Genomic DNA, 24,676 nt, shown 5'->3' with positions numbered 1-24,676 from the left:
TCAGGGCAACGCGGTCATTCTGAAGCCCCGCGTTATCGTTGACGATCTTCGCGAGCAAGCTCGCTCCTACAGGAGGCCTCTCATTATTTCGGAGCTCCTTGCATGAGCGACTTCAACACCCTCGAACTGATCACTGACCGCCGTGGCTTTGCCACGCTGTGGCTCAGCCGCGAAGCCAAGAACAACGCGTTCAACGCCCAGATGATCCGCGAGCTGATCCTGGCCCTTGACCGCGTACAAGGCGACCCGTCCCTGCGCTTCCTGGTACTGCGCGGGCGTGGCAAGCACTTCAGCGCCGGTGCCGACCTGGCCTGGATGCAGCAATCGGCCGAGTTGGACTACCACACCAACCTGGACGACGCCCGGGAACTGGCAGAGCTGATGTACAACCTGTCCAAACTGAAAATCCCCACGCTGGCGGTGGTGCAAGGTGCGGCCTACGGGGGCGCGCTGGGCCTGATCAGCTGCTGTGACATGGCCATCGGTGCCGACGACGCGCAGTTCTGCCTGTCGGAAGTGCGTATCGGCCTGGCGCCGGCGGTGATCAGCCCGTTCGTGGTGCAGGCCATCGGCGAACGCGCTGCCCGTCGTTATGCACTGACAGCCGAGCGGTTCGGCGGCCAGCGCGCACGGGAGATCGGCTTGCTGGCGGACAGTTATCCGGCCGAGAGCCTGGATCAACAGGTGGACCTGTGGGTCACCAACCTGCTGCAAAACAGCCCGGCGGCCATGCGTGCCAGTAAGGATTTGCTGCGCGAAGTGGGCAACGGTGCCCTCACCCCCGCATTGCGACGCTATTGCGAAAATGCCATAGCGCGTATTCGGGTGAGCGCCGAGGGCCAGGAAGGTTTGCGCGCGTTTCTGCAAAAGCGTGCGCCAAGTTGGCAAAATCAGGAGCCACGCTCATGAGCACACTCACCACCGTTCTGGTGGCCAACCGTGGCGAGATCGCCTGCCGGGTCATGCGCACCGCCAAGGCCATGGGGTTGACCACCGTGGCTGTGCACAGCGCCATCGACCGCGATGCCCGCCATAGCCGTGAAGCCGATATCCGCGTCGACCTGGGCGGCAGCAAAGCCACCGACAGTTACCTGCAAATCGACAAGCTGATTGCCGCCGCCCACGCCAGCGGCGCACAGGCGATTCACCCCGGCTACGGCTTCCTTTCAGAAAACGCCGGCTTCGCCCGTGCCATCGAGGCGGCAGGCCTGATCTTCCTCGGCCCGCCCGCCTCGGCCATCGACGCCATGGGCAGCAAATCCGCGGCCAAGGCCCTGATGGAGACGGCTGGCGTACCTTTGGTACCGGGTTATCACGGCGAGGCCCAGGACCTGGAGACCTTCCGCGCCGCCTGTGAGCGTATCGGCTACCCGGTGCTGCTCAAGGCCACGGCGGGCGGCGGTGGCAAGGGTATGAAGGTGGTCGAGGACGTCAGCCAACTGGCCGAAGCCCTGGCCTCCGCCCAGCGTGAGGCGCTGTCGTCGTTCGGCAACGGGCAGATGCTGGTGGAGAAATACCTGCTCAAGCCGCGGCATGTCGAGATCCAAGTGTTTGCCGACCAGCAAGGTCATTGCCTGTACCTCAATGAGCGCGACTGCTCGATCCAGCGGCGCCATCAGAAAGTCGTGGAAGAAGCCCCGGCACCCGGCTTGAGTGTCGAGCAGCGCCGGGCCATGGGCGAAGCGGCCGTGCGCGCTGCCCAGGCCATCGGGTATGTCGGCGCAGGTACGGTGGAGTTTTTGCTGGATGCCCGTGGCGAGTTTTTCTTCATGGAGATGAACACGCGGTTGCAAGTGGAGCATCCGGTGACCGAAGCGATTACCGGCCTCGACCTGGTGGCCTGGCAGATCCGGGTGGCCCAAGGTGAGGCGCTACCGATCACGCAAGAACAGGTCGCGTTGAACGGTCATGCAATTGAAGTGCGGCTGTATGCCGAAGACCCGGCCAATGACTTTCTGCCCGCCACCGGGCACCTGGCGCTGTACCGCGAGTCCAGCCAGGGCCCTGGACGCCGCGTGGACAGTGGCGTCGAGCAAGGCGACAGCGTGTCGCCCTTCTACGACCCGATGCTCGGCAAGTTGATTGCCTGGGGTGAAGACCGCGAACAGGCGCGCCTGCGCTTATTGAGCATGCTGGATGAGTTTGCGGTCGGCGGGCTCAAGACCAACCTGGGCTTTTTGCGGCGCATCATCGGGCACCCTGCGTTTGCCGCCGCCGAATTGGACACCGGGTTTATCCCGCGCTATCAGGATGAGCTGTTGCCGACGCCAGGGGCCTTGAGCGATGAGTTCTGGCAGGCGGCGGGCTCGGCGTTTATGCAGAGCTTGCCGGCGGGTGACGGGCCTTGGGCCAATCGCCAGGGCTTTCGTGCGGGCCTGCCTGCCGAGGTGTCGCTGCACCTGAGCTGCAATGGGCAGGATCGGTTGGTGACACTGACCGGGCAACCGTCTCAGTTATGCGGCGAACAGTTGCTGACTGAACATCAGGGCGTGCGCCGTGCTCATCTGGCGGTGCGCAGTGAAGGCAGCCTGTACCTGCGTTGGGACGGCGAGATGCATGCCGTCAGCCTGTTCGACCCGATTGCGGCGGTCGAGGCCAGTCAATCTCATCAGGGCGGCCTCACCGCACCGATGAACGGCAGCATCGTGCGAGTACTCGTGGAGGTGGGCCAAACTGTTGAAGCCGGCGCTCAACTGGTGGTGCTCGAAGCCATGAAGATGGAGCACAGTATCCGGGCGCCCCACGCCGGGGTGGTCAAGGCGCTGTTCTGCCAGGAAGGTGAAATGGTGGCAGAAGGCAGCGCGCTGGTGGAGCTTGAAACGGCCGGCTAGAACTTCGCCGTGGCTTGCACCACCACACCCAGGAGGCGGCAGCCGTCGGTGAGCAGCACCTTGGGGTAAGTGGGGTTGAGCGGCACCAGGTAGTGCTGGCCGCTTTCTTCCTGCAATCGGCGAAAGGTGGCCTGGGGGGTGCCAGCCCATTGGGCCACCACCAGCCTGCCGGGCTCGGGCGCGATGGCCGGGTCAACCAGGATCATCATGCCAGCCGCAATGCTCATGCCCGTGGGGGCGGTCATGGCGTCTCCCGTCACCGGCAGCCAGAATGCCTCGCCTCGGGCGTGGTAATCGGTCAATTCGTAGCGCTCGGTGCTATAAGGCGCACGCTCTTCACGCAGCTCGCAGGCCTGCTTCCAGTCGCTGACCGGGTAGCGGAAATACGGGTTGTAGTGCGCTTCCCGTTCAGGCACTTGCGCGGCCCGTTCACGAATCTCCAGCGCCACCTCCAAATACCCCAGCCCCAGTTCGGCCAGCACGCGGTTCATGTCCGCCAGGCTCGGCACGCGGCGTTTATTGAGCCAATGGCCGATGCCGCCCTGGGACATCCCCAGGCGCTGCGCCAGTTCATCCTGCGTGACCTTGCGGTCTTTCATGTTGGCTTTGACCAACGCTATCCAGTTATCCATGGCGCATCACAATACGGCGCCCATTTTTGCGGGCAATAAACAGTTTGTAGTAATCCATAAAACGACAGGAATACGATACGTACTATCATCAAGCCCAAGGATTTCGACACCCACCGGAGTACTGCCGCTTATGACGACCCGCACGCACCCAACGCCCGACACATCCGAACTGACTGAAGTAAACGACATGTGCAACAGTGGCGCGGCCCAGCGCGCACTGGACTACTACTTGAAAGAAAATCGGTCGACGCCGGATTCGGACGGGGCCATGTTCGCGATCAAATCCGATGTCAGCCAGGAGGAAGCCCTGATACACGCCTCGGACCTGTTGCGCAGTGCAGCGGCAACCGCCTACGAGTCGGCGTGCAGCCATCAGGGCAACCAACGCGACCTGGCGTTTTCAGTGGTGTATTTGATCGATATGGCGAAGGCGATGGTGGAGCGGTCGTTGCAAGCGCCCAGAGCGGCGGCAAACGCGTAGCAGGCATGAAAGAAAAATATTTCTATCCCACGGATAAAAACATTTGACTTGCAAATGATAATGATTATTATTGGGCTCAGCTGATCGCAAGATCAGTCGATAGACCAAGAGACCTTAGGTCGGACTCTTGGAATATCTCCTCATCAGGCTAATCACGGTTTTTGACCCGGCTCTTTGGCCGGGTCTTTTTTTTGCCAGTTTTCCTGGCGTGGCTTCAGGCTAATGAAGACTGTGTGTTGCTTGATGCCGCGCATGGTAGCAAAAGACTATCGCCCAACGAAAGTCGTCCGAGTGCTCTAGCGCGTATCTCTGCGAATTAGCGCTTGAGAATCAATCTCATAGACTCTAAGCTGCGGCGGCGTCAGGGATGACGCCCCCTCCCCCTGCAACAATTTTTGCATCCAGGTTTTACCGAACGCCTGTGTAAGATAGCCGCCACATCACTCATATTCAGGCAACCAGACTATGACCGTGGCCTTGACCTCCATCAAGATCAGCACCGACTTCGACAGCGGCAACATCCAGGTCCTGGATGCCAGCGACGCTTATCAGTTGTTGCTGGCAATCAAACCCGACACCCGCAGCGATCACTACCAATGGTTCCACTTCAAGGCCGAAGGCATGCACGTGGGGCACACCCACACCTTTCGCTTGAGCAACGCCGGGCGCTCGTCCTACAAACATGCCTGGAGCGGCTACAACGCCGTGGCATCCTACGACCATATCAACTGGTTCCGGGTACCGACGCGCTTTGATGGCGAGATCCTGCACATCACCCTTCAGACCCGGCAAAAGCACGTCTGGTTTGCCTATTTCGAACCCTACAGCCGTGAACGCCATGACTGGCTGATCGAGCAAGCCCTGAAGTACGCCGGGGTCACCCTGCTGGCCACTGGCAAGAGCGCTGAAGGCCGCGATATCCAACTGCTGCGCCGTGGCAAAGGGATCGAAGGCCGGCGCAAGGTGTGGATCATCGCCCAGCAGCACCCCGGTGAGCACATGGCCGAATGGTTTATGGAGGGCGTGATTGAGCGCCTGCAAAAGGACGGCGACGACGAACTGAAAAAGCTGCTGGCCGTCGCAGACCTGTACCTGGTACCGAACATGAACCCGGATGGCGCCTTCCACGGCCACCTGCGCACCAACGCCATGGGCCAGGACCTCAACCGCGCCTGGCAAAGCGCCAGCCAGGAACTCAGCCCGGAAGTCCTGTTCGTCCAGCAACAGATGGAAAAATACGGCGTGGATATGTTCCTCGACATTCACGGCGATGAAGAAATCCCCTATGTGTTCACCGCCGCCTGCGAAGGCAACCCCGGCTACACGCCGCGCATCGAAGCCCTGGAAAAACACTTCCGCAGCCATTTGAGCCACCTGACCCGCGACTTCCAGACCACCCACGGCTACACCCGTGACCTGCCCGGCCAAGCCAACATGACCCTGGCCTGCAACGCGGTAGGAGAAAAATACGACTGCCTGTCCCTGACCCTGGAAATGCCCTTCAAGGACAACGACGACGCGCCCAACCTGCGAACTGGCTGGTCAGGTGATCGTTCGAAACAGTTGGGCAAGGACGTATTGAGCAGCATCGCCGATATCGTCGGGCGTTTGCGCTAACCCCTGAGGCGAGCTTTGCTCGCTCGCCACCAAAAGCGGTCAATCCTTGCTGCCGGTCATGCTTTGCAAGACACCATCGCGGCGGATCAAACCGTGGAACAACGCGGCCGCCAGATGCACCAGCACGGTGAGAAACAGCAGATAGGCCAAATAACCGTGAGCCTTGCGCAACAACGCAAACAACGGCGCATTCGCCCCCAGCAGCGCGGGTAGTTGCAGGTTACTACTGAGCATCACAGGGTCACCGGCCGCTGAAATCATCGCCCAACCCAGCAGCGGCAACACCAGCATCAACGCGTACAACAGCACATGAGAGGCCTTGGCTGCCAGCCTCTGCCACACCGGCAAATCCGCTGGTAACGGCGGCTGACGGGTGGAAAAACGTACCGCCAGGCGCACGATCACCAGTGCCAGAATCGCAATGCCCAGCGGCTTGTGCAGGTGGATCAGCCACTCATGGCGCTCCGACACCGACGCCGCCAGACCCGCGCCGATAAACAGCATGGCGATGATCATCAACGCCATCAGCCAGTGCAACACGCGCGCCAGGGGCGCAAAGAACCGTGGTTGAGCATTCATGGCTTCAACTCCTGAGGGGCGCTGTGCAACGGGCTGACTTCACCGGCGCGGCGCAGGTACGAACTGGCATACGCGGCCGAACGTGCGGCCAGCAAGGGGTCGTTGGAGGCTTGGATACCACTGGGCAGAATCAACGGGTCAAAGTTGATATCGCGGCAATCACCGTCTGCCTGGGGCTGGCTGCTTTGCAACACCAACGTGCCGGCGTTGAGTACCTTGTGCGCGCCGGTCCAAATCTTGCTTGCGTCGTCCAGCGAGTCGCCGGGGTTGGCCAGGGTCATGTTCAACTGCCAACGCAAGGGCCCGGCAGCCAGGCGTCGCACCAAATCCTGCTCCAGGAAGTCACTGCCAGCAGGTGCGGTATCACCCGCCGCATCCTGGCTCTGGGGCACCACCTCCCAACGCACGGCCTGGCGCGTACCATCGGCAGCCACTAGGTAAAACGCGTTGATGCCGTTATAGGTTTCAGTCGCATAACTGGCCGATGGCTTGGCGGTCTTGACCCAGGCCAGGAATGGCGCGGTCTCCGGGTGTGCGGCAAAAAAAGCCGGCATGCTCGACGGGTTCGGCTTGCCAGTGGCCGGGTCTGGCGCGCCGGCCTTGAGCAACTGGTAGAACGCCTCGGGCGTGCCCACCGGGAACACCGGCATGCTGTTCATCCCTGTACGCCATTGCTGGCCGTTGGCCTGGCTGAACTGCACGGCGAAACTGCGAATCGGCACACTGCTGTCCGGCGCGTAGGGGTTGCCGCTGGGCAAGGCAAAGCGGCCGATGATCGGAGTCTTGGCCTCGCTGAACACCTGGGCGTTGGAATAGGCACGGACCTCGGTACTACTCTGGAAATAACCCGCCACGCATACGCCCTTGGCATGGTTACGGCGAAAGCCCGGATGCACGCCGTTATTGGTTTCCAGAGCATTGACCAAGGTTTTTGGCCGCAGGCGTTGTGGGTCGAGCGTGCCATTGACGTAGGCAAATGCCCCGGCAACAACCGCAACCACGGCACCGATGCCGGCAAGTCGTGCGATCAGGCTCGCAGTGCTCAAGGGAGGACGGGGTGGTGATGAGTGATCTACCATGCAGGAACTCCAGGGCCAGAGGCCTCAGGCTGAAACATAAGGTCGGAGCATTAAGACGAACGCCGATGGGCTCTATTCCAAGGCCCTGGATTTATTTTGCGGGACGGGGAATAACCTTCAACGCCAAACGTCTCTCTAGTCCCAGCGTAGTGATCAGCCAGACACCCATGCATGAACTCGACGAACAGTTACGCGAACTCATCCCCAGGTTGCGGCGTTTTGCCGTGTCCCTGACGCGCAACAGCAGCAGCGCCGATGACCTGGTGCAATCGACCCTGGAACGCGCGATCGTCGCCTGGGCCGATAAACGTATCGAGGGCGATCTGCGCGCCTGGCTGTTTTCGATCCTCTACCGGCAGTTCCTCGACGCCCACCGCCGCAACCGCCGCTATGCGCGCATGCTCGAATTCTTCACCGGCCGCGATGACGTGCAACCTTCGGTGGAACGCACGGTGCTGGCCCAATCCACCTTGCAAGCCTTCGACCAACTGAACACCGAACAGCGCGCCCTGTTGCTGTGGGTGTCCGTCGAGGGCTTGAGCTACAAGGAAGTGGCCGAGATCCTCAAGGTGCCCATCGGCACCGTGATGTCACGCCTGTCCCGCGCACGCCAAGCGCTGCGTCAACTCAGCGATGGCGAAATGACCGGCCCTGCCCTGCGGAGACTCAAATGATCAGCCTGCCCCCCAGCGAACGCGATTTACATGCCTACGTCGATCACCAATTGCTCGACACTGATCGCCGTGTGCTTGAAACCTGGCTGGCCAGCCACCCCGAAGTGGCGGCCCAGGTACAGGCCTGGCAACAGGATGCGCAGTTGCTGCGTGCGTCGTTGAGCGGCGCCCTGCAACAGCCGCACAACCCGGCATTGGACCCGGCGCTGATTCGCCAGCGCATCAAGAAACAGTCCCGTCGGCACTTGGCCACGGCGGCGTTGTTGCTGATCGCCGTGAGCCTCGGCGGGGTTGGCGGTTGGCACGCCCGTGAAGCCACCCAGCCGCCGCTGTTGCCGATGACCGACGCCATGCAGGCCTACCGCCTGTTTGCCCAGGACGGCATCATGCCCGCCGACTACAACGCCCAGGACCGCGGCACCATGCAGGCCTGGCTCGACCGTTATTTCAACCAGGCCCATCGCCTGCCCGACCTGAGCCAAGCCGGTTTCAAGCCGGTCAGCGGGCGCCTGCTCACCACCGACCAAGGCGCGGCAGCCATGGTGCTGTACCAGGACGCGCAAGGCCGGCGCATCAGCTTCTATATCCGCCCGCCGGGCCCGAACAACGGTTTCCTGCCTCGCGGCAGCCGCAGTGCCGATGGCTTGCAGGCCGACTACTGGTCGGGCGGCGGCTACAACTACGCGATGGTCAGCCCGGTGGATCAGGCCGCCGCGTTGCAGACGCCATTCTAGAAACCGACGTCCAGCACCACGTTATCCAGATAGGTGCCAGCCGGCGGCGTGGGCTGGTCGGTGTAGACCTTGGCGTTGTAGTTGTACACCTGGCTGCCATTACCCAAGCCGTTGCCGGGATTGACCTCGGCCGTGGAGCTGGCCCGCCGCGCCGCGCCGACACTGCCCCAACGCGTGGTGCCGGCACTTTTGAAAATGTCATAGGCCAGGTAATTGCCGCCGAAAACCATGCGCCGCCGGCCGCCGACACTCACCGGGTTCTGGCCATCGCTCAAGCCCACGGTATAGGCGCTGCCCTTGGTGCAGGCGATGTTGATGGTCTGCCCGCTCACCGCACTAAACCCACTGACCACCGGCGCGCTGCCGAAGCTGATATTCGGGGCGGTGATCTGGCAATCGTTGGTCACGGTCATGCTGACGGTCAGGGACGCCGTGCCGCTGCCAATGTCACGTCCCAGGCAAATGCCGCCAAGGCCGATCCCCGAGCAATAATTCCACACCCAGGCGATGCTCAATGTCTCGGTGTACACCCCGGCGGCGACGTTGCTGCCAGTGATGCTGCTCAGGTACAACGGCACAGTTTTCGCGCCGGGCCCGGCGATCAGGCCGATGCTCTGGGCGATGCCGCCAGCGCCGCCGAAATCGAATTGGCTGCCACGGGTGATGGGATAGCTGGTGCTGTTGTTGCCATAAATCGTGTAGCTGATCACATCACCGGTCGGCCCGACCATACCGGTCTGGGGCGAGGTGATCGTGGCGTAAAAATGGTCGGTGGACACCAGCAGCGATATCAGCGCCGAGGTGCAACTCAACCCTGAGTTGGCCGTAGAGCTGGTTTGCGCGGCGGTGCGCACCGTCATCGAACTGATCGAACCAAAACTGGCCGGCACGGTGGACACCACCGAACACGCCGCCATGGCCTGCCCGCAAAACAACAACCCCACGCCATACAACCCTACGCTGCCCCTCACCTGAACACTCCCTGTTCAATCCCTCATTGGCACACTAATGGCCCGATCAAGGGCACGTCCTGTTGCTGCTCGTCCATATCGAAGGTTGCCTGGCAGGTGCGGCCCTGTCCCAAAGTGACCTGCAAGGTGTTGTGGGCGCTGAGGTTTTCCAGGTACACCAGGCCATCCCAGCCGACCACCGCCTGGGTGTTGCTTTGCTCGTGCACCACCAGGCTGCCCAGCGGCAACTCCTGATGCTGGCGGTCCACCAGGGTGATGCTTGCAGCGAGCACCCGGCGCAGGGGGAATTCCAGCAGGTAGCCACTGCCTCGGCGCACCGACACGCGCTGTTCCACATTGGGGCTTTGCACATTCGCCGGCAGGTTCAACGGGTCGATCTCGTATTTGCCGCGGTAATAGGCACTGCTCCACGGCACCAGCAAATGGCCGTTGCGGTCGGTCTGGCCCACTAGCTGGTTTTCGTAGCGCACCGGAATCCCGGCAAAGCCCTGGGTGCTCACGACCACAAAGGCGTCATTGATGCGGTTGGCGGCAAAGGTTTCGCCGCCCATCCACACCAGTGAGCCGCTGGCATCGGCCCAGCGCGTCATGGCCTCGCTGCTGCCGTACACGCCGGCCTGCAACTGCACCGACTGCAAGCGCCAGGTCAGGTCGGCCTGTCGATAGCTGGGGGCATCGCCCTGGGCATAGCCGAGGTTGTAGCCCACCCCGCCTTCGCTGGGCACCGCGCGGCTGTAGTTGATGCGCTGGCGACTGGCGCCGTCCTTGCTGCGCTCGGTACTCAAGGCCAGGCTGCCGTTGAGGTCGAACGGGATGACCAGTTGCGCCTGCATGGCCCAGTTGCTGTCACCGATTTCGCGGTTGGCTGACAGATAAAAGCTGGTGTTGCGCCACAACGGTTTGCTCCAGCTCAGGTTGAGCAGGCGCGTGCGCGAGTCGTCCGCCGCCTGCACGTCGAAATAACCCAGGCCCAGGCTGCCGAAACGTTGGAGGTTGAGGCTCAGGGTCACCTGCTCGCTGCGCTTGCTGAGGCTGGCGTAAGGGGTATCGACCAGGGTCAGGTCGGCGTAGTCGTCGCGGCGCTCCACCCGTTGGTACATAAAGCTGTAGCGCGTGCTGTTGTACTGGTAACCGAGGCTCAGTTGCTGGCCCGTGCGGCTGTCGAACTGGCTCTGGCTGAGGGCGGTATTGAGCACGCCGAAGTTGCCCAGGCGCAGGTTGCCGCCGAGCCCGCCGAGGGTCAGGTCGCTGGAGGCTTCGGCGTGGCTTTCCAGGGTCAGGTTATCGGAATAGCCGTAGCGGAACGTGCCACTGGCCACGCCCGGCCCGTAGCCGAAGTCCCGCAGGGTGTAGTCACGGCGCAAGGTACCGGCGGCCAGCGAAAAATCCGTCAAGCCTTGTTGCAGCAAGGTGCTGGTGACGTAGAACGGCACCGTGGTCGACACTTGGCGTCCCAGGGCGTCGGTAGTGACCACCACGGCCTCGCCGGCACCGTTGATAAACGGGATGTTGGTCAAGGTGTAGGGGCCGGGTTGCAACTGTGCGCTGTCGGATTTATAGCCGTTGATAAACAGATCCACCGACGACGGCACCGCCGCCTCACCGGCAAACTGCGGCAAGGGGTACGTGACCAGGTCGGGGCGCACGGCAAAGTCCCGCGACAGTTGCACCCCGCCCAGGCGCACCGAACTGCTCCAGGGCAGCGCACCGCTGATCACGTCGCCAGCCTCGTAGGTCAGCAGGCGCTCATCGTCGGAGAAACGCCAGGTGGTGTCGTAACGTCGGTAACCATTGTTGAGGGTGCCGCCGCTGACTCCGTCGGACAGGGTCTGGCGCAGTTGCCCGGTGTTGGACAAGGTGCCCCAGGTGTCGAACAGCCGCACTTCGTTCCACGCCGCGAGGTAACTGCCGCCGTCGTCGGTGTCATTGAAATACACGTCATAGTTGAGCAAGGCGCCGAAGCTGCTCATGGCCTGGGTACGCGGATAGGTATTGCGGTTGCCGATGAACTGTTCCTGCAGCCAGGAAGGCGGCACATCCAGCAGCAGGCGCTGGCCGTTGCTGTCGTAGTCGCTGTGCAGGCCCGGCACCTGGTCCAGGGCCACACTGCCGACGGGCTCACCGGGCAGTTTCATGCCCACGTCCTGCAACGCGCTGGCCGGCACAAACAGCTGGCCGGCGCGCTGCTCGACCGCGATAACGCGGCCGGTGTCCATCTGGTTGACCACCAGTTCCAGAAACAGCTGTGCATCGGCAACTGCCTCCATGCTGCCGGGCGGCGGCGGCAAGTCGCCCGCCATCGCTGCGCCCCACAGCCCGCTTGCCACTGCCACCGACGGCCATAAAACCCGAGCCCAACCACGACTCACCATGGCGTTGTGTCCTTCAATGGACATCTCCATCCTGTTAAAACCCGGGCGTGTGCCCGTTGCGCTACATTGCGGTTAGCGCTTGGGCGCCAGGCTCTCCAGTTGCGGCGCGCCGTTGACCCGGACCTGCAACGGCTGGTCGGCCGATACCGCGTCCGGCACCGGCCAACGCATGCTCGCGCCCGGCAGCACATAGCCGAGCAAGCCTTCTACCAACGGCCGGGTCTGCCCGCCCTGTTTGAATGACGCATCGGTAAGCCGCGCATGCACGGCGCCCTGGTTGCGCACCTCGATGTAGTTGCGCCCTGCCACGTTGACCTTTTGCCAGCTTAACTGCGGCTTGCCCGCGCCCTTGGGATCGCGCTGCCGGGTAGCGTCATCTTTGCTCCACAAGCCGGCGCCGTAGGCAAACAGCGGCACCGAATAACGCATCTGAAAGCGAATCGCCGCCGCCGTGTTCTTGCCCTCCGGCGGCGCCGGCACCTGCAACGCCGAGGGGATTTCATCAATGATGATGCGATAGGCCAACTCCTGCCCCGGCGGCACTTCCCGGGTGCGGGTCAGGCGCACCAGTTGCTTCTGGCCCGGCTCGATCTTGGCCACCGGCGGGCTGCCGATCACATCGCGCTGGTTCTGGTACTGCTCGTCAAAGCCATTCTGGCTCCAGGCAAACACGCGGATCTGCAGGTTGGCGGTCTCGGTGCCACGGTTCTCCAGCCACAGCGCGCTGGCCTGTTGGTCAGCCTCCAGCACCGGGTCGATGGGCCAGATCAGCACCGAACTGGCCGCCTGTACAAACCCTGCCGAGCACAACGCCCCCAAGGCGAAACCCGCGGTCCATAACCGTCGCAAAGCACAACCCATGACACCCCTCCTTAAAACCGTTAGCCCTACCACGTCAGCTGCACCTGCAGCGTGTCGCTGTACGTCCCCCCAGGCTGATTGCCCGGTAAAACCACCCGCCCGTAAATCGGCAGGCTGATGTTGCTCGCATCGCTGTAGGTCACGCTGACGCTCTGGTTGATGCCCAGGCTCTGGCTGAACGCCGCATCGCGAAACAATTGGTAAGCCACCCGCGCGCTGCCACTGTTGAGCTGCAAATTGCGTCCGGTGCTGCTGTACAGGCCACCATCCACGCTCATGCTCAGGGCCACGCCCGGCGTGCATTGCAGGGTTACGCCGCCAGTGAGAGCCGCTGTGACCGTGCTGGTGGCCAGGGCCGAATAGCTGCCGTAGGCCAAGGTGCCGTAGTTGGCGCCGCCGCCCACGATCAGACAGCCCGGCGTGATGGTCGCACTCACCTGGAAGCTCTGGTTGACCACCGCCGACAGCGGTAACGGTATCGCCAGGCCGATGGCGAGCAACACCCTGGGCCACATCGTTAGAACGTCAGTTCCACGGCCACGGTGTCGGTGTAGGTGCCCGCCGGCAGACCCGCCTTGCCCACCGCCCGGCCGTAAAGGTTGACGGTCTGCGCCACGCCGGTACTGGTGGCGAGGGTCACCACGCCGTCAATCGCCAACAGCGCTGAACGCCCGCTATCAGTGTAGAAATCGTAGGGCACGAAGTTACCCACGCCATCGGCCAGCGCACGGGTGCCACCGGGGGAAGCACCGTCGTGGGCGCCGGCACGCACCTTGATCGTTGGCGCGGTGCCAGCCGAACACAGGATCGACAACGCGCCGCCGGTACCGGTGCCGCCGAGCAGCTGGGCGTCGGCATTGGTAAACAGGCTGTTGGTGGTGCCGAAGTTCAAGCTACCGAAATTCAGCCCGGTGGCCGCTCCAGAGCCGTTGACCTGGCAACTGGCGATCAAGGTCAGGCTGGAACTGATCTGCCCGGTCACCGTGGTCGCCGCGTTCAGGCTGGACGCCAGCCCCAGGCCCAGGGCACAGAGGCCGATTCGCGATACAAGTACATGCATGATATCCATCCTCATGGTTTACCAATCCAGAGTCACCGTCAGGGTGTCTGTGTAGAGGCCGGCCGGTAGGGCCCTGGTATTCGCCACCACGGAACCGAATACCGGGATCGGTACCTGGGTGCCCTGGGTCACGACGAAATTGCGTTGCTGGCCGATCCTGTAGGCACTGCGCCCCTGGGGGTCAGCCGACAGTCGATAGGGAATGGTCTGGCGGCCATTGCTCAGGCGCCGCGTGGTCCCGTCGCCGTTAGCCCCCCCATCGATGGTCACCGTGAAACTGCTGACCACCGAAGGATTGCAGGACACCGACAGCGGCGCCTTGTCGCCATCGGAGATCGCCGCGTCCAAGGTCTCGTTCCACGTCGGCCCCTGGCTGCCAAAGTCCAACAGCGCGGTGCCGCCTTCGGGCGTGACCGGCGCGGTTTCCACGCCCTTGCTCACTTCGCAACTGGCGGTGATTACCAACCGCGCATGGACCTGGCCGTTGACCACCGCCGCCTGCGCGTCATCCGCCAGCAACAGCAGGCCACCCAGGACCGTCACGGCCAGGTAGCGGCTTACCATGTGACCGTGACCTTGAGCAGGTCGGAATAACGGCCGACGGCGGGGATGTCCTTGAGCGGTTCGATGCGCCCATACAGCGGCAGGTCGACAGAGCCAGTGTCCGGCACGCGGCCACTGATCGGCACGTCCACCGGCAAGGGGATCAGCCGCGCGGCGTCAGCATAGATTCGATAGGGAATGGGCCGGCTGGAGGGCGCCGGATTGGCGAGATAACGCACTTCGCCGGCGCCGCCATGCAGGCCGCCGTCAACGCGCATTTGGTAAGGCGTGTCGGGGTTACATTCCAGGCGCGGCTGGCGCTGGCTGATCAGGGCCGCACTCAGGGGGCCGGCCGGGTCATCCAGACGCGGGCCGCTGCCGAAATCCAATACGCCAAGTTGCTCGATGCCCGCATTGCGGGTGGTGCCCACCAACTGGCAACCCCGCTGCACGTCGATGCGCACCTGCACCTGGAGTTGCGCAGCAAACACCGTGTTGCAGAGCATCGTGCCCATGACAGCCAATACCGCCGGTCCCTTCACAGCCCCAATTCCTTATACAGGGGTGACAACTGTGTATGAGGTTAGCCAGTTAACGCGAAAGTGCCAGTTTGCAAGGCTTGGGGCCCTTCACCATTGGTCAAATGGCATCGGGCGTCCTACAGTGAGCGACCACCGTAATACAGAGTGTTTATTCTTGGCCGTGCTTGCCCTGCTCCAGCGCCTGCTGGGTAAAAAAACCGACGCCTCGGACGCCTCGCCTATCCCGGCGTATTTTCAAAAAAAGGCCGAACAACAGGGCTATACCCTCAGTGATGGGCAAATCCGGGCGATTACCGCCCTGAATCGCGAAGCTCAACACCTGCTCAACGGCCAGGCCACGCGCAGCCTGTACCTGCATGGCCCGGTGGGGCGTGGCAAAAGCTGGCTGCTGGATGGATTTTTCCAGGCACTGCCCATCGCCGAGAAGCAACGTGTGCATTTCCACACTTTCTTCGCCCGGCTGCACCAAGGCATGTTCCTGCACCGCGGACATGATGATGCTCTGGGCGTCACGCTGGACGAGCTGCTGGCCGGCTGCCGAGTGCTGTGTTTCGACGAATTCCATGTGCACGATATCGGCGATGCGATGCTCATCAGCCGTTTGTTCAAGGCCCTGTTCCAGCGCGGTGTGCTGGTGTTGGTGACCTCCAACTACCCACCCGAAGGCTTGCTGCCCAATCCGCTGTATCACGAGCGTTTCAAACCGGTGATCGAGCTGATCGCCGCGCGCATGGAGGTGCTGGAAGTCAGTGCGCCTCAGGACTTTCGCAGCCTGGCCCAGGCCCACGCGCAACAGCGCTTCACGGGCGGCCAGTACGTCTGGCCAGGTACCGCTGGACAGCGTGAAAGCCTGGGCCTGCCTGCCACAGATTGCCCGGCGCAAACCCTGAAGGTCGGCACTCGGCAGTTAACGTGCCGAGGCCATCAGGCACGAACCATCGCGTTCACCTTCAATGACCTGTGCGAACAACTCACGGCGGTCATGGATTACCTGTTGTTGTGCCAGGACTTCGACCACTGGATCATCGACGGCCTGCCGCAGTTGGCCGAATGCCCCATCGCCGTGCAACAGCGCTTTATCAATCTGGTAGACGTGCTCTACGACCAGGACAAGCAACTGACGCTGATCGGCCATCAGCCCTTGGATAAATGCCTGGAAGGCCAAGCCATCGACCTCGCCCGCACCGCCAGTCGCCTGCGCCAATTGCAGACGCTGTGCCCGCAAACCGCGTCCGAGCCGCTATCATGAGCGCCTTTTACGCCCTCTTCCGAGCACCGCGCCCTGCATGAATACCCTCGCCCAACTCAAGGCTGGCCAATTGGCCGGCGCTACACGCCTGGACCTGGCCTGCGGGCTGACCGAGTTTCCCCGGGAAATCTTCGAACTGGCCGACTCGCTGGAAATCCTCAACCTCACCGGCAACGCCCTGAGCAGCCTGCCCGACGACCTGCACCGCCTGACGCACCTGCGTGTGCTGTTCTGTTCGGACAACGCCTTTACCGAACTGCCGCAATGCCTGGGCCAGTGCGCCAAGCTGAGCATGATCGGCTTCAAGGCCAACCAAATCAGCCAGGTAGCCGCCGCTGCCCTGCCGCCACAATTGCGCTGGCTGATCCTCACCGACAACTGCATCCGCCAATTGCCCGATGAACTGGGTCAGCGCCCGTTACTGCAAAAGTTGATGTTGGCCGGTAACCAGTTGACCGACCTGCCGCCAAGCCTGGCCCAGTGCCAAAACCTGGAGTTGATCCGTATCGCCTCCAACCGCCTCACCCAACTACCGCAGTGGCTGCTGACCCTGCCGAGCCTGACCTGGCTGGCCTACGCCGGCAACCCGGTGGAAATGGCCGTGCAGGTGAGCAGTGATGAGGCGACGCCGAACATCGCCTGGCAGGAACTGGACATGGGCGAAGTCCTTGGCGAAGGCGCTTCGGGGATTATTCGCAAGGCGCTGTGGAAACCCCGGGCGTTGCCGGTCGCGGTCAAACTGTACAAGGGCACCATCACCAGCGACGGTTCACCGCTGCATGAAATGCAAGCCTGCATCGCTGCCGGTCTGCATCCCAACCTGATCAAGGTTGAAGGGCGCGTCGTCGGCCATCCCGATAACCAGGCCGCCCTGGTGATGGACCTGATCGACCCGAGTTACCGCAATCTCGCGGCCCTGCCGAGCCTGGCGTCGTGCACGCGCGACATCTACGCCCCCGACACCCGTTTCAGCCTGGATGTGGCACTGCGCATGGCGCGGGGTATTGCTTCGGTGGCGGCGCACCTGCATCGGCACGGCATTACCCATGGTGACCTGTATGGCCACAATATCCTGTGGAATGCAGCGGGTGATTGCTTGCTGGGAGACTTTGGCGCGGCGTCCTTCCATGCCACGGCGGACACGTTGGAAACCCGTGCGCTGCAGCGTATTGAAGTGCGCGCGTTCGGGGTGTTGCTGGGGGAGTTGTTGGAGCGGGCTGAGGCCAGTGACGAAGGCTTGCAGGCACTGCAACAACGCTGCTGCCAGCCGGATGTGCTGGCGCGGCCGGGCTTTGAAGAAATTGAGGTTTTGCTCGAATCTATGCAACACCACTAAACCAATGTGGGAGCGGGCTTGCTCGCGAATGCGGTGGAACAGCCAATACATCTGTTGACTGTCACACCGCATTCGCGAGCAAGCCCGCTCCCACAGGTTGACCGCGTGTACTCAGATAAACATCAGCCCGCCAGGCCGACAAACATATCCTGCACATCATCATGGTTGTCCAGGCCTTCCAGGAACGCCTCGACTTCTGCCATCTGCTCATCGGTCAAACCGCTGACCGGGTTCTTGGAGATATAACCCAGCTTGGCCGACAGCACGGTGAAGCCCTGCTCCGGCAAGGCCTTCTGCACGGCATCCAGGTCGGTGGTTTCGGTGATGAACAAGGTGGCGCCTTCTTCACCCTCTTCAAAGTCCTGGGCGCCCGCTTCGATAGCGGCCATTTCCGGATCAGCGTCCGGCGTGTCCGGCGATGCTTCGATCAGGCCCACATGGTTGAAATCCCAGGCCACCGAACCGGAAGCGCCCAGTTGGCCTTTGCGGAAGGCCACGCGGATTTCCGCCACGGTGCGGTTGATGTTGTCGGTCACGCACTCGACGATCAAAGGCACCTGGTGCGGCGCGAAACCTTCGTAGGTCACGCGGTGGTATTGCACGGTCTCACCGAGCAGACCGGCGCCCTTTTTGATTGCGCGGTCCAGGGTTTCCTTGGGCATCGAGGCTTTTTTGGCCTGTTCCACCACCAGGCGCAGGTGCGCGTTGGTCGCGGTATCGGCGCCGTTGCGGGCGGCGATGGTAATTTCTTTCACCAGCTTGCCGAAAATCTTGCCCTTGGCATTGGCTGCCGCTTCTTTATGTTTGACTTTCCACTGTGCGCCCATGACTCACTCTCTTATTTCCATCGCGCCGAAACGTCTACTGGCCGGCGCTTTGGGGGCAGAGTTTATAGCGCGAGAACGCTTCGTTCCACCAAAAAACCGGCCAGGGTACTCAGGTGCGCAAGGGTTTGATCACCGCATTGCGGTCCGGTACAAAATCCCCCGCCTGGGCCAGTACGGCGGGCCTGGCATTCCAGTAGGGCATCAGCACCAACGAAGAAAACAGCGCCGCACCGGCAAACACGATAAATACCGTCACGGTATCGAAATAGCCTGGCAGCAAACCACCCAGAATCGCCCCCACCGAACCGCAGCCGTTCACAAAACCCGCGGCGGTAGCGCCGGCCTTGGCGGTGCCGAAGTCGATGGCCGCCGTGCTGCTGATCATTGAGTCGGGCCCATACAGCGTCAGCCCCATGACAAACAGCAACGTCATCACCAGCACCACACTGCCGGTGTGCAGCGCGCCCATGAAAAGCGCCAGGGCAACCGTCAGCGCCAACAGGCTCAGCACACAGGCGGGCATGCGCCGGGCGCCGAACAGTTTGTCGGAGGCCAGGCCGATCAACACTGGCCCCAGTAAACCAGCCAACTCAAACGCGGTGGGCACGATGGCGGCGCCGACCTTGCCCACCGACGGCATCTGCTCGTAGACGATCACCGGCCCCCACAACAGAATCGCGTAGCGCGCCGGCTTGAGCAGGAAGTACGCCAGCCCCAGGGTCAACACTGTGCGGTTACGCAGGATCGCGCGCAGGGGTTCGAGTACGCTGACGCGCTGCTGGGCGGCCAACTGCTCGGCGCTCAGCACCGGCTCAGGCTCGACTGCCGGCAAGCCCACATCCTGCGGGGTATTGCGCTGGAACATAAAGAACAGCACGGCCACCACCGCTACCACTGCGGCACTGGAAATAAACGCCGCATGCCAACTACCGATCAGCGTATAGGCCCACCAACCGGCAAACGGTGACGCGACCAATCCGCCGAACGCGTAACACGAACTCCATAACCCCAGCACCCGCCCCCGCTGCTGGGCCGGGAAGAAACTGCCGAGGTTCTTGCACAGCCCCGACCAGCCAGTGGACTGGGCCAAGCCCTGTACCAACATGCAGGTAACAAAGATCGGCAAGGTGGCAAAGGTGCCCATCACCAGCGCTGCGCCTGCGGAAATCAGCAAGCCACCGAGCACCACCACCCGTGGTCCAAAGCGGTCGGCAAGCATGCCCCAAGTGAACTGGCCTACGGCATACGCGGCGAGGTAGAGGCCATCCAGGTTGGCCATCATCATTTTGTCGAGGGGGAAACTCGGGTCGTCGCCGATCCCCAGCTTCGCCACTGAAAACGCTTTGCGGGTGAAATAGAGCGCGGCATACGCCAGCCAGGTGATGGCAAAAATCTGCACGCGCCAACGCTTGATGCTACCCATAGGGATATTCATGGTGGTTCTGACCTCAGGTGTGAGTGTGCCGGCAGAATCGAAAGAAAACGCCTGTTGTTTTTATGGTTGAGCACTGCAATGCCGGGCCTTGGAGAGCGCGGTATTGGTCAGATGGGTGCGGTGTGCCTGCCCCCATGGCAGCCGTGGTTGTAGGACTCAACCTACGGCGACTGAGGCGCATGAAAGCAATGGCTGACTCATAGGTAAAATCGATTTATCGTATTTCAAATATAAGCCCAGCTTGTAAGAGGACGCGCTATGTCGGTTTCCCATGCCCAGCTCAAAGCCTTCCATGCGGTGGCCATTCACGGCAGTTTTACCGGGGCGGCCGAACGCCTGTTCCTGACCCAGCCTGCGATTTCCGACCAGGTGCGCAAACTGGAAGAGCGCTTCGGCGTGTTGCTGTTCCACCGCAACAAGCGCTCGGTGCGCCTGACCGATCTGGGTGAGCGCCTGCTGGGCATCACCCAGCGCCTGTTTGTGATCGAAGCCGAAGCCGAAGAATTGCTGCAGGATTCGCGCGCCCTGCTCACCGGCACCCTCACCCTGGCGGTGGATGCACCCGTGCACGTACTGCCGCAGATTGCGCGCTTCTGCCAGCGCTACCCTGGGATCAGCGTGAAAATCGAAACCGGCAACACCGATGAGTCGCTGTCGCGCCTTTACAACTACCAGGCCGACCTGGCGCTGTTGGGGCGCGATGTCGATGATCCGCGCCTGTTGTCACTGCCGCTGCCCGACGATCAACTACTGGCTTTTGTCGCACGTGACCATGCCTGGGCCGGGCGCGAATCGATCTGCCTGGCCGACCTCGATAACACTCCGCTGGTGCTGCGGGAAACCGGCTCGGTCACCCGTCAAACCCTGGAGCAGGAAATGCGCCAGGCCGGCCTGCGCATTCGCCCGGCCATCCAGGTGGAAGGCCGCGAAGCCGCCCGGGAAGCCGTGGTGGTGGGAATTGGCGTGGGCGTGGTGTCGGCGGCAGAGTTCGGCGCCGACGCGCGGGTATACGCCATGCCGATCCGCGATTGCACACAACGCATGAAAGAAACCCTGGTGTGCCTGAAAGAGCAGAGTTCACGCCGCGTGGTCGCGACCTTCCTGGAGATCGTGCGTGAGAGCCTTCACGCCAACTCGAAAAACGCCTGAATCAAGCGCAGCGAGCGGCGCCGCTCCATGCAGCCGAGCATGTGCCGGTTCAGCAGGCCATCGCCCAGGATCGGTACCGCCTGTACACGCGGGTCCGGGCTGACCTCCATCGACGACACCACGCCCACCCCTAACTCTGCCGCCACCGCTTCGGTCACGGCTTCACGACTGTCCAGTTCCAGCAGCACTTTGGGTTGCACATTCGCCGCCAGGCACGCGTCATCAAAAGTGCGACGGGTAATGGAGTTGGGCTCGCGCAGCACCATGATCACCTCATGCAACTGCGCCAACTCGATACCGTCAGGCTGCTTGGCCCACGGGTGCGCGGCCGGCACCAAGGCGCAAATCCGTGACTGGTCCAAGGGTTGCAAGTGCAGGCCATTGCGCGGTTCCACCTCGGTGAGCACCGCCACATCCGCATGTTCGGACAGCAGCGCCGCCAGGGTTTCCTGGGCATTGCCCAAACGCAGGTTCACGGTAATGCCGGGGTAGCGCGCGCGCAGGCTGGCGATCATCGGCATCACCAGATGAGGGCCATCGGCCGCCACTTCCAGGCGCCCGGTGAGCAACTGGCGGTTGGCTTCCAGCATGGTTTGCGCCTCGTCGACCAAACCGAAGATCGCCCGAGTGATGGCCGCCAGGCGTGCGCCCTCCTCGGTCAACTCCACCCGGCGTGCGGTGCGGCGCAACAGCGGGATCTGGTAATGCTCCTCAAGCGCCTTGATATGCCCGGTGACCGCCGGCTGGCTGATAAACAGCCGAGCCGCCGCGCGGGTAAAACTGCCCTCGCGGGCCACGGCATCGAATGCACGCAGTTGGAACAGGTTCATAGCTATCGACCTCACTGATAGCTCACATAACAACAAACAATTTGATTGATGACAAGCCAAACTGCAATTTAGGCGCCGTAGCTTGAACCCCGACACCTTGCGAGGATTTGACATGCCCACTGCCGCGCCGATCCTGTTGACCCCCGGCCCCCTGACCACCTCGACCCGCACCCGCCAGGCGATGATGGTGGATTGGGGGTCGTGGGACGACCGCTTCAACCAGCTCACAGCCAGTGTGTGCACGCAGCTGCTGGCGATCCTCAACGGTGCGGACAGCCACCACTGCGTGCCGCTGCAAGGCAGCGGTACCTTCGCCGTCGAAGCGGCGATCGGCACCTTGGTCCCCCGCAATGGCAAGGTGCTGGTGTTGATTAACGGCGCCTACGGCAAGCGCCTGGCGAAAATCTGCGAGGTGCTTGGCCGCGAATTCAGCACCTTTGAAACCGCCGAAGACGAGCCCACCACTGCCGCCGATGTGGATCGCCTGTTGAGCTCCGACAGCGCCATCACCCACGTCGCGCTGATCCATTGCGAAACCAGCACGGGCATTCTCAACCCGTTGCCGCAGATCGCCGAGGTGGTCAAACGCCACGGCAAGCGCCTGATCATCGACGCCATGAGTTCCTTCGGCGCGCTACCGATTGATGCCCGTGAAATCCCCTTCGACGCGCTGATTGCCGCCTCGGGCAAATGCCTGGAAGGCGTGCCGGGGATGGGCTTTGTCTTTGCCGAAAAAGCGGCGCTGGCTGCGTCCCAGGGCAACTGCCATTCCCTGGCGATGGACCTGTTCGACCAGCACACCTATATGGCCAAGACCGGACAATGGCGCTTCACCCCGCCGACCCACGTGGTCGCCGCCCTGCATGAAGCCTTGCTGCAATACGCTGAGGAAGGCGGCCTGCCCGCCCGCCATCAACGCTACGCGGACAACTGCCAGGCACTGCTGGATGGCATGGCCGCGCTGGGCCTGCGCAGCTTTCTGCCGGCGGCAATCCAGGCGCCGATCATCGTCACCTTCCACGCCCCAAAAGACCCGCGCTACCAGTTCAAGGACTTCTACGAACGGGTCAAGGCCCAGGGTTTCATCCTGTACCCCGGCAAATTGACCCAGGTGGAAACCTTTCGCGTGGGCTGCATCGGCCATGTCGACGCAGCCGGCATGCGCGCGGCGGTCGAGGCCATCGCCGAGGTGCTGCAAGAAATGGAAGTGTTGGATATTTGACTCCCCCCATTACCACAGGATCTGAACCATGAACTATCAAAACCCCAACACCCTCCAGGCCGTTATCCTCGACTGGGCCGGCACCGTGGTCGATTTCGGCTCCTTCGCCCCCACGCAGATTTTTGTCGAGGCCTTCGCCGAGTTCGACGTGCAGGTGTCTATCGAGGAAGCCCGTGGTCCGATGGGCATGGGCAAGTGGGACCATATCCGTACCCTCTGCGACCAGCCGCAGGTTGCCGAACGCTACCGCAAGGCGTTCGGCCGCACGCCGACCGACGACGATGTGACCGCCATTTACCAGCGCTTCATGCCGCTGCAGATCGAGAAGATCGCTGAACACTCGGCCCTGATCCCCGGCGCCCTCGACAGCATTGCAGCGCTGCGGGCGCAAGGGATCAAGATCGGCTCCTGCTCCGGCTATCCCAAGCAAGTGATGGACAAGGTCGTGGCCCTGGCTGCCACCAACGGCTATGTCGCCGACCACGTCGTGGCTACCGACGAAGTCCCCAACGGTCGCCCTTGGCCGGCCCAGGCACTGGCCAACGTGATCGCCCTGGGCATTGATGATGTGGCCGCCTGCGTGAAGGTCGACGACACCGTGCCGGGCATTCTCGAAGGCCGACGTGCCGGCATGTGGACCGTGGCCCTGACCTGCTCGGGCAACGCGCTGGGCCTCACCTACGAGCAATTCCGCGCCCTGGACAGCGACACACTGGCCAGCGAGCGCCAGCGCATCGAGGCGATGTTCGAAGCTTCACGTCCACACTACCTGATTGACACCATCACCGATCTGCCACGGGTCATCAGTAACATCAACCAGCGCCTGGCCCGCGGGGAAATGCCGCAGGCCTACTGACCGAAGTCAAGACAAGGGCATTGGCAACAAGCGCAGCGCTCAAAACAGGCATACAGTTAATGCACTCCATCGCTAAAGAATGGAGGTATGCCCTGATGAGTGAGGAACACAGCGATGCCGTGGAAAAATTCCGATACGCGCTACAGCACTATGTCCATTGCGTTGCACTGGTTGATGGTGGTGCTGCTGGCGGTGGTCTACGCCTGCATTGAACTGCGCGGGCAATTCCCCAAAGGCAGCGGCGCACGCACGCTGATTGTGGAAATGCACTTTATGCTCGGCCTTACCGTGTTTGTGCTGGTATGGCTGCGCCTGTTCGCACGCAGCCTGGGGGTGGCGCCGAAGATCGTGCCGACGCCGCCGCAGTGGCAGAGCCTGCTGGCGAAGCTGATGCACTGGGCGCTGTATGCGTTGATGATCGGGTTGCCGATTGCCGGTTGGTTGATCGTCAGTGCCAAAGGGCATTCGGTGATGTTCTATGGAATGGAATTGCCGCCGCTGATCGCGGAAAACAAGGCGCTGGCCGAGGAGATTGAAGGCTGGCATGTGCTGTTCGCCCAGGTCGGCTATTGGTTGATCGGGCTGCATGCACTGGCGGGGATCTTTCATCATTATGTGGTGCGCGATAACACGGCGCTGCGCATGATGCCGGGTGGGAGGAGGCTTTAAGCCAACCCATTCATCGACTGAACTCAGGCCATCAGTTAAGCGCAACTCCCCTGTGGGTGCGGGCTTGCCCGCGAAGGCGGTGTGTCAGCCACAGTATCTCCTACTGCACTACCGCTTTCGCAGGCAA

25 protein-coding genes are annotated in these 24,676 nt (G+C 62.3%); 12 read left to right on the top strand and 13 right to left on the bottom strand.

The window, feature by feature from the left end:
• Positions 1-102: 102 nt before the first annotated feature.
• Both BT199_RS03570 and BT199_RS03565 read left to right on the top strand, forming a co-directional pair.
• Positions 103-909 carry a gamma-carboxygeranoyl-CoA hydratase gene (locus BT199_RS03570; protein WP_014718957.1) on the top strand — a complete coding sequence of 269 codons (807 nt, stop codon included), beginning with the start codon at positions 103-105 and terminating at the stop codon, positions 907-909.
• Entirely contained in the window at positions 906-2,831 is a 1,926-nt protein-coding gene (locus tag BT199_RS03565; RefSeq protein WP_032902817.1) for an acetyl/propionyl/methylcrotonyl-CoA carboxylase subunit alpha, read from the top strand. The genes BT199_RS03570 and BT199_RS03565 overlap by 4 nt, the downstream gene beginning before the upstream one ends.
• Here the strand turns inward: BT199_RS03565 and BT199_RS03560 are convergent.
• On the bottom strand, positions 2,828-3,463 hold the full coding sequence (locus tag BT199_RS03560) for a LexA family protein (protein WP_014718959.1): 636 nt from the start codon (positions 3,461-3,463) through the stop codon (positions 2,828-2,830). The two genes, BT199_RS03565 and BT199_RS03560, sit on opposite strands and share 4 nt — an antisense overlap.
• A 187-nt stretch (positions 3,464-3,650) precedes the next feature.
• Here BT199_RS03560 and BT199_RS03555 point away from each other — a divergent pair, with 187 nt between their 5' ends.
• Positions 3,651-3,944 (top strand): DUF6124 family protein, encoded by a 294-nt coding sequence (locus BT199_RS03555; protein ID WP_014718960.1) that lies wholly within the window; start codon positions 3,651-3,653, stop codon positions 3,942-3,944.
• A 465-nt stretch (positions 3,945-4,409) separates the two neighbouring features.
• The gene (locus tag BT199_RS03550) at positions 4,410-5,561 is read left to right on the top strand and encodes a M14 family metallopeptidase (protein ID WP_072433897.1); all 1,152 of its coding nucleotides are present in this window, start codon (positions 4,410-4,412) and stop codon (positions 5,559-5,561) included.
• A gap of 39 nt (positions 5,562-5,600) precedes the next feature.
• Here BT199_RS03550 and BT199_RS03545 read toward each other — a convergent pair whose 3' ends face one another.
• Both BT199_RS03545 and BT199_RS03540 read right to left on the bottom strand, forming a co-directional pair.
• Positions 5,601-6,140: a cytochrome b gene (locus BT199_RS03545; protein ID WP_003192209.1), complete on the bottom strand. Its 540-nt coding sequence runs from the start codon at positions 6,138-6,140 to the stop codon at positions 5,601-5,603.
• A complete protein-coding gene (locus BT199_RS03540; protein WP_072433895.1) occupies positions 6,137-7,219 on the bottom strand; it encodes a catalase family peroxidase in 1,083 nt (360 codons plus the stop codon). Before BT199_RS03540 ends, BT199_RS03545 begins: the two co-directional genes overlap by 4 nt.
• A 167-nt stretch (positions 7,220-7,386) precedes the next feature.
• Here BT199_RS03540 and BT199_RS03535 point away from each other — a divergent pair, with 167 nt between their 5' ends.
• Both BT199_RS03535 and BT199_RS03530 read left to right on the top strand, forming a co-directional pair.
• Entirely contained in the window at positions 7,387-7,893 is a 507-nt protein-coding gene (locus tag BT199_RS03535) for a sigma-70 family RNA polymerase sigma factor (RefSeq protein ID WP_034127925.1), read from the top strand.
• On the top strand, positions 7,890-8,627 hold the full coding sequence (locus BT199_RS03530; RefSeq protein WP_034127926.1) for an anti-sigma factor family protein: 738 nt from the start codon (positions 7,890-7,892) through the stop codon (positions 8,625-8,627). The genes BT199_RS03535 and BT199_RS03530 overlap by 4 nt, the downstream gene beginning before the upstream one ends.
• Here BT199_RS03530 and BT199_RS03525 read toward each other — a convergent pair.
• From BT199_RS03525 to BT199_RS03495, 7 genes are all read right to left on the bottom strand, one after another.
• Positions 8,624-9,544, bottom strand: a complete 921-nt coding sequence (locus BT199_RS03525; protein WP_072434113.1) for a Csu type fimbrial protein — start codon at positions 9,542-9,544, stop codon at positions 8,624-8,626. The two genes, BT199_RS03530 and BT199_RS03525, sit on opposite strands and share 4 nt — an antisense overlap.
• A 77-nt stretch (positions 9,545-9,621) precedes the next feature.
• On the bottom strand, positions 9,622-11,970 hold the full coding sequence (locus BT199_RS03520; RefSeq protein WP_014718966.1) for a fimbria/pilus outer membrane usher protein: 2,349 nt from the start codon (positions 11,968-11,970) through the stop codon (positions 9,622-9,624).
• Positions 11,971-12,042: 72 nt separating this feature from the next.
• The gene (locus tag BT199_RS03515) at positions 12,043-12,831 is read right to left on the bottom strand and encodes a fimbrial biogenesis chaperone (RefSeq protein ID WP_072433893.1); all 789 of its coding nucleotides are present in this window, start codon (positions 12,829-12,831) and stop codon (positions 12,043-12,045) included.
• Positions 12,832-12,857: 26 nt separating this feature from the next.
• The gene (locus BT199_RS03510) at positions 12,858-13,346 is read right to left on the bottom strand and encodes a Csu type fimbrial protein (protein ID WP_014718968.1); all 489 of its coding nucleotides are present in this window, start codon (positions 13,344-13,346) and stop codon (positions 12,858-12,860) included.
• A 2-nt stretch (positions 13,347-13,348) separates the two neighbouring features.
• The gene (locus tag BT199_RS03505; RefSeq protein ID WP_003192220.1) at positions 13,349-13,891 is read right to left on the bottom strand and encodes a Csu type fimbrial protein; all 543 of its coding nucleotides are present in this window, start codon (positions 13,889-13,891) and stop codon (positions 13,349-13,351) included.
• A gap of 18 nt (positions 13,892-13,909) precedes the next feature.
• Complete coding sequence (locus BT199_RS03500) at positions 13,910-14,455, bottom strand: spore coat protein U domain-containing protein (RefSeq protein WP_072433892.1); 546 nt, start codon at positions 14,453-14,455, stop codon at positions 13,910-13,912.
• Positions 14,449-14,940, bottom strand: coding sequence for a Csu type fimbrial protein (locus BT199_RS03495; RefSeq protein WP_093114405.1), 492 nt, complete (start codon positions 14,938-14,940; stop codon positions 14,449-14,451). The genes BT199_RS03500 and BT199_RS03495 overlap by 7 nt, the downstream gene beginning before the upstream one ends.
• A gap of 190 nt (positions 14,941-15,130) precedes the next feature.
• Here BT199_RS03495 and zapE point away from each other — a divergent pair, with 190 nt between their 5' ends.
• A complete protein-coding gene (zapE, locus tag BT199_RS03490; RefSeq protein WP_072433890.1) occupies positions 15,131-16,225 on the top strand; it encodes a cell division protein ZapE in 1,095 nt (364 codons plus the stop codon).
• 37 nt (positions 16,226-16,262) lie between these two features.
• Positions 16,263-17,561 carry a protein kinase gene (locus BT199_RS03485; protein WP_072433889.1) on the top strand — a complete coding sequence of 433 codons (1,299 nt, stop codon included), beginning with the start codon at positions 16,263-16,265 and terminating at the stop codon, positions 17,559-17,561.
• A 122-nt stretch (positions 17,562-17,683) separates the two neighbouring features.
• Here the strand turns inward: BT199_RS03485 and BT199_RS03480 are convergent, their stop codons facing one another.
• The gene (locus BT199_RS03480; protein WP_003192227.1) at positions 17,684-18,388 is read right to left on the bottom strand and encodes a YebC/PmpR family DNA-binding transcriptional regulator; all 705 of its coding nucleotides are present in this window, start codon (positions 18,386-18,388) and stop codon (positions 17,684-17,686) included.
• Between the two features lie 109 nt (positions 18,389-18,497).
• Complete coding sequence (locus tag BT199_RS03475) at positions 18,498-19,823, bottom strand: MFS transporter (RefSeq protein ID WP_072433888.1); 1,326 nt, start codon at positions 19,821-19,823, stop codon at positions 18,498-18,500.
• A gap of 258 nt (positions 19,824-20,081) precedes the next feature.
• Between BT199_RS03475 and BT199_RS03470 the strand changes: the two genes are divergently transcribed.
• The gene (locus tag BT199_RS03470; protein WP_014718974.1) at positions 20,082-20,972 is read left to right on the top strand and encodes a LysR substrate-binding domain-containing protein; all 891 of its coding nucleotides are present in this window, start codon (positions 20,082-20,084) and stop codon (positions 20,970-20,972) included.
• Here BT199_RS03470 and BT199_RS03465 read toward each other — a convergent pair.
• Positions 20,948-21,802 (bottom strand): LysR substrate-binding domain-containing protein, encoded by an 855-nt coding sequence (locus BT199_RS03465; protein WP_057710322.1) that lies wholly within the window; start codon positions 21,800-21,802, stop codon positions 20,948-20,950. The two genes, BT199_RS03470 and BT199_RS03465, sit on opposite strands and share 25 nt — an antisense overlap.
• Positions 21,803-21,914: 112 nt before the next feature.
• Between BT199_RS03465 and BT199_RS03460 the strand changes: the two genes are divergently transcribed.
• The 3 genes from BT199_RS03460 to BT199_RS03450 all read left to right on the top strand — a co-directional run bounded on the left by BT199_RS03460 (position 21,915) and on the right by BT199_RS03450 (position 24,549).
• Positions 21,915-23,024, top strand: a complete 1,110-nt coding sequence (locus BT199_RS03460; protein WP_014718976.1) for a 2-aminoethylphosphonate--pyruvate transaminase — start codon at positions 21,915-21,917, stop codon at positions 23,022-23,024.
• A 28-nt stretch (positions 23,025-23,052) separates the two neighbouring features.
• On the top strand, positions 23,053-23,880 hold the full coding sequence (phnX, locus tag BT199_RS03455; protein WP_072433886.1) for a phosphonoacetaldehyde hydrolase: 828 nt from the start codon (positions 23,053-23,055) through the stop codon (positions 23,878-23,880).
• Between the two features lie 114 nt (positions 23,881-23,994).
• Entirely contained in the window at positions 23,995-24,549 is a 555-nt protein-coding gene (locus tag BT199_RS03450; RefSeq protein WP_072433885.1) for a cytochrome b, read from the top strand.
• Positions 24,550-24,676 lie beyond the last annotated feature (127 nt).

Source organism: Pseudomonas sp. NFR02 (genome assembly GCF_900119375.1).
In the GTDB taxonomy this organism is placed as follows: Bacteria; Pseudomonadota; Gammaproteobacteria; order Pseudomonadales; family Pseudomonadaceae; genus Aquipseudomonas; species Aquipseudomonas paracarnis.
Note: the sequence above shows the minus strand (reverse complement) of the source record. Positions and strands in the feature narration are given on the sequence as shown.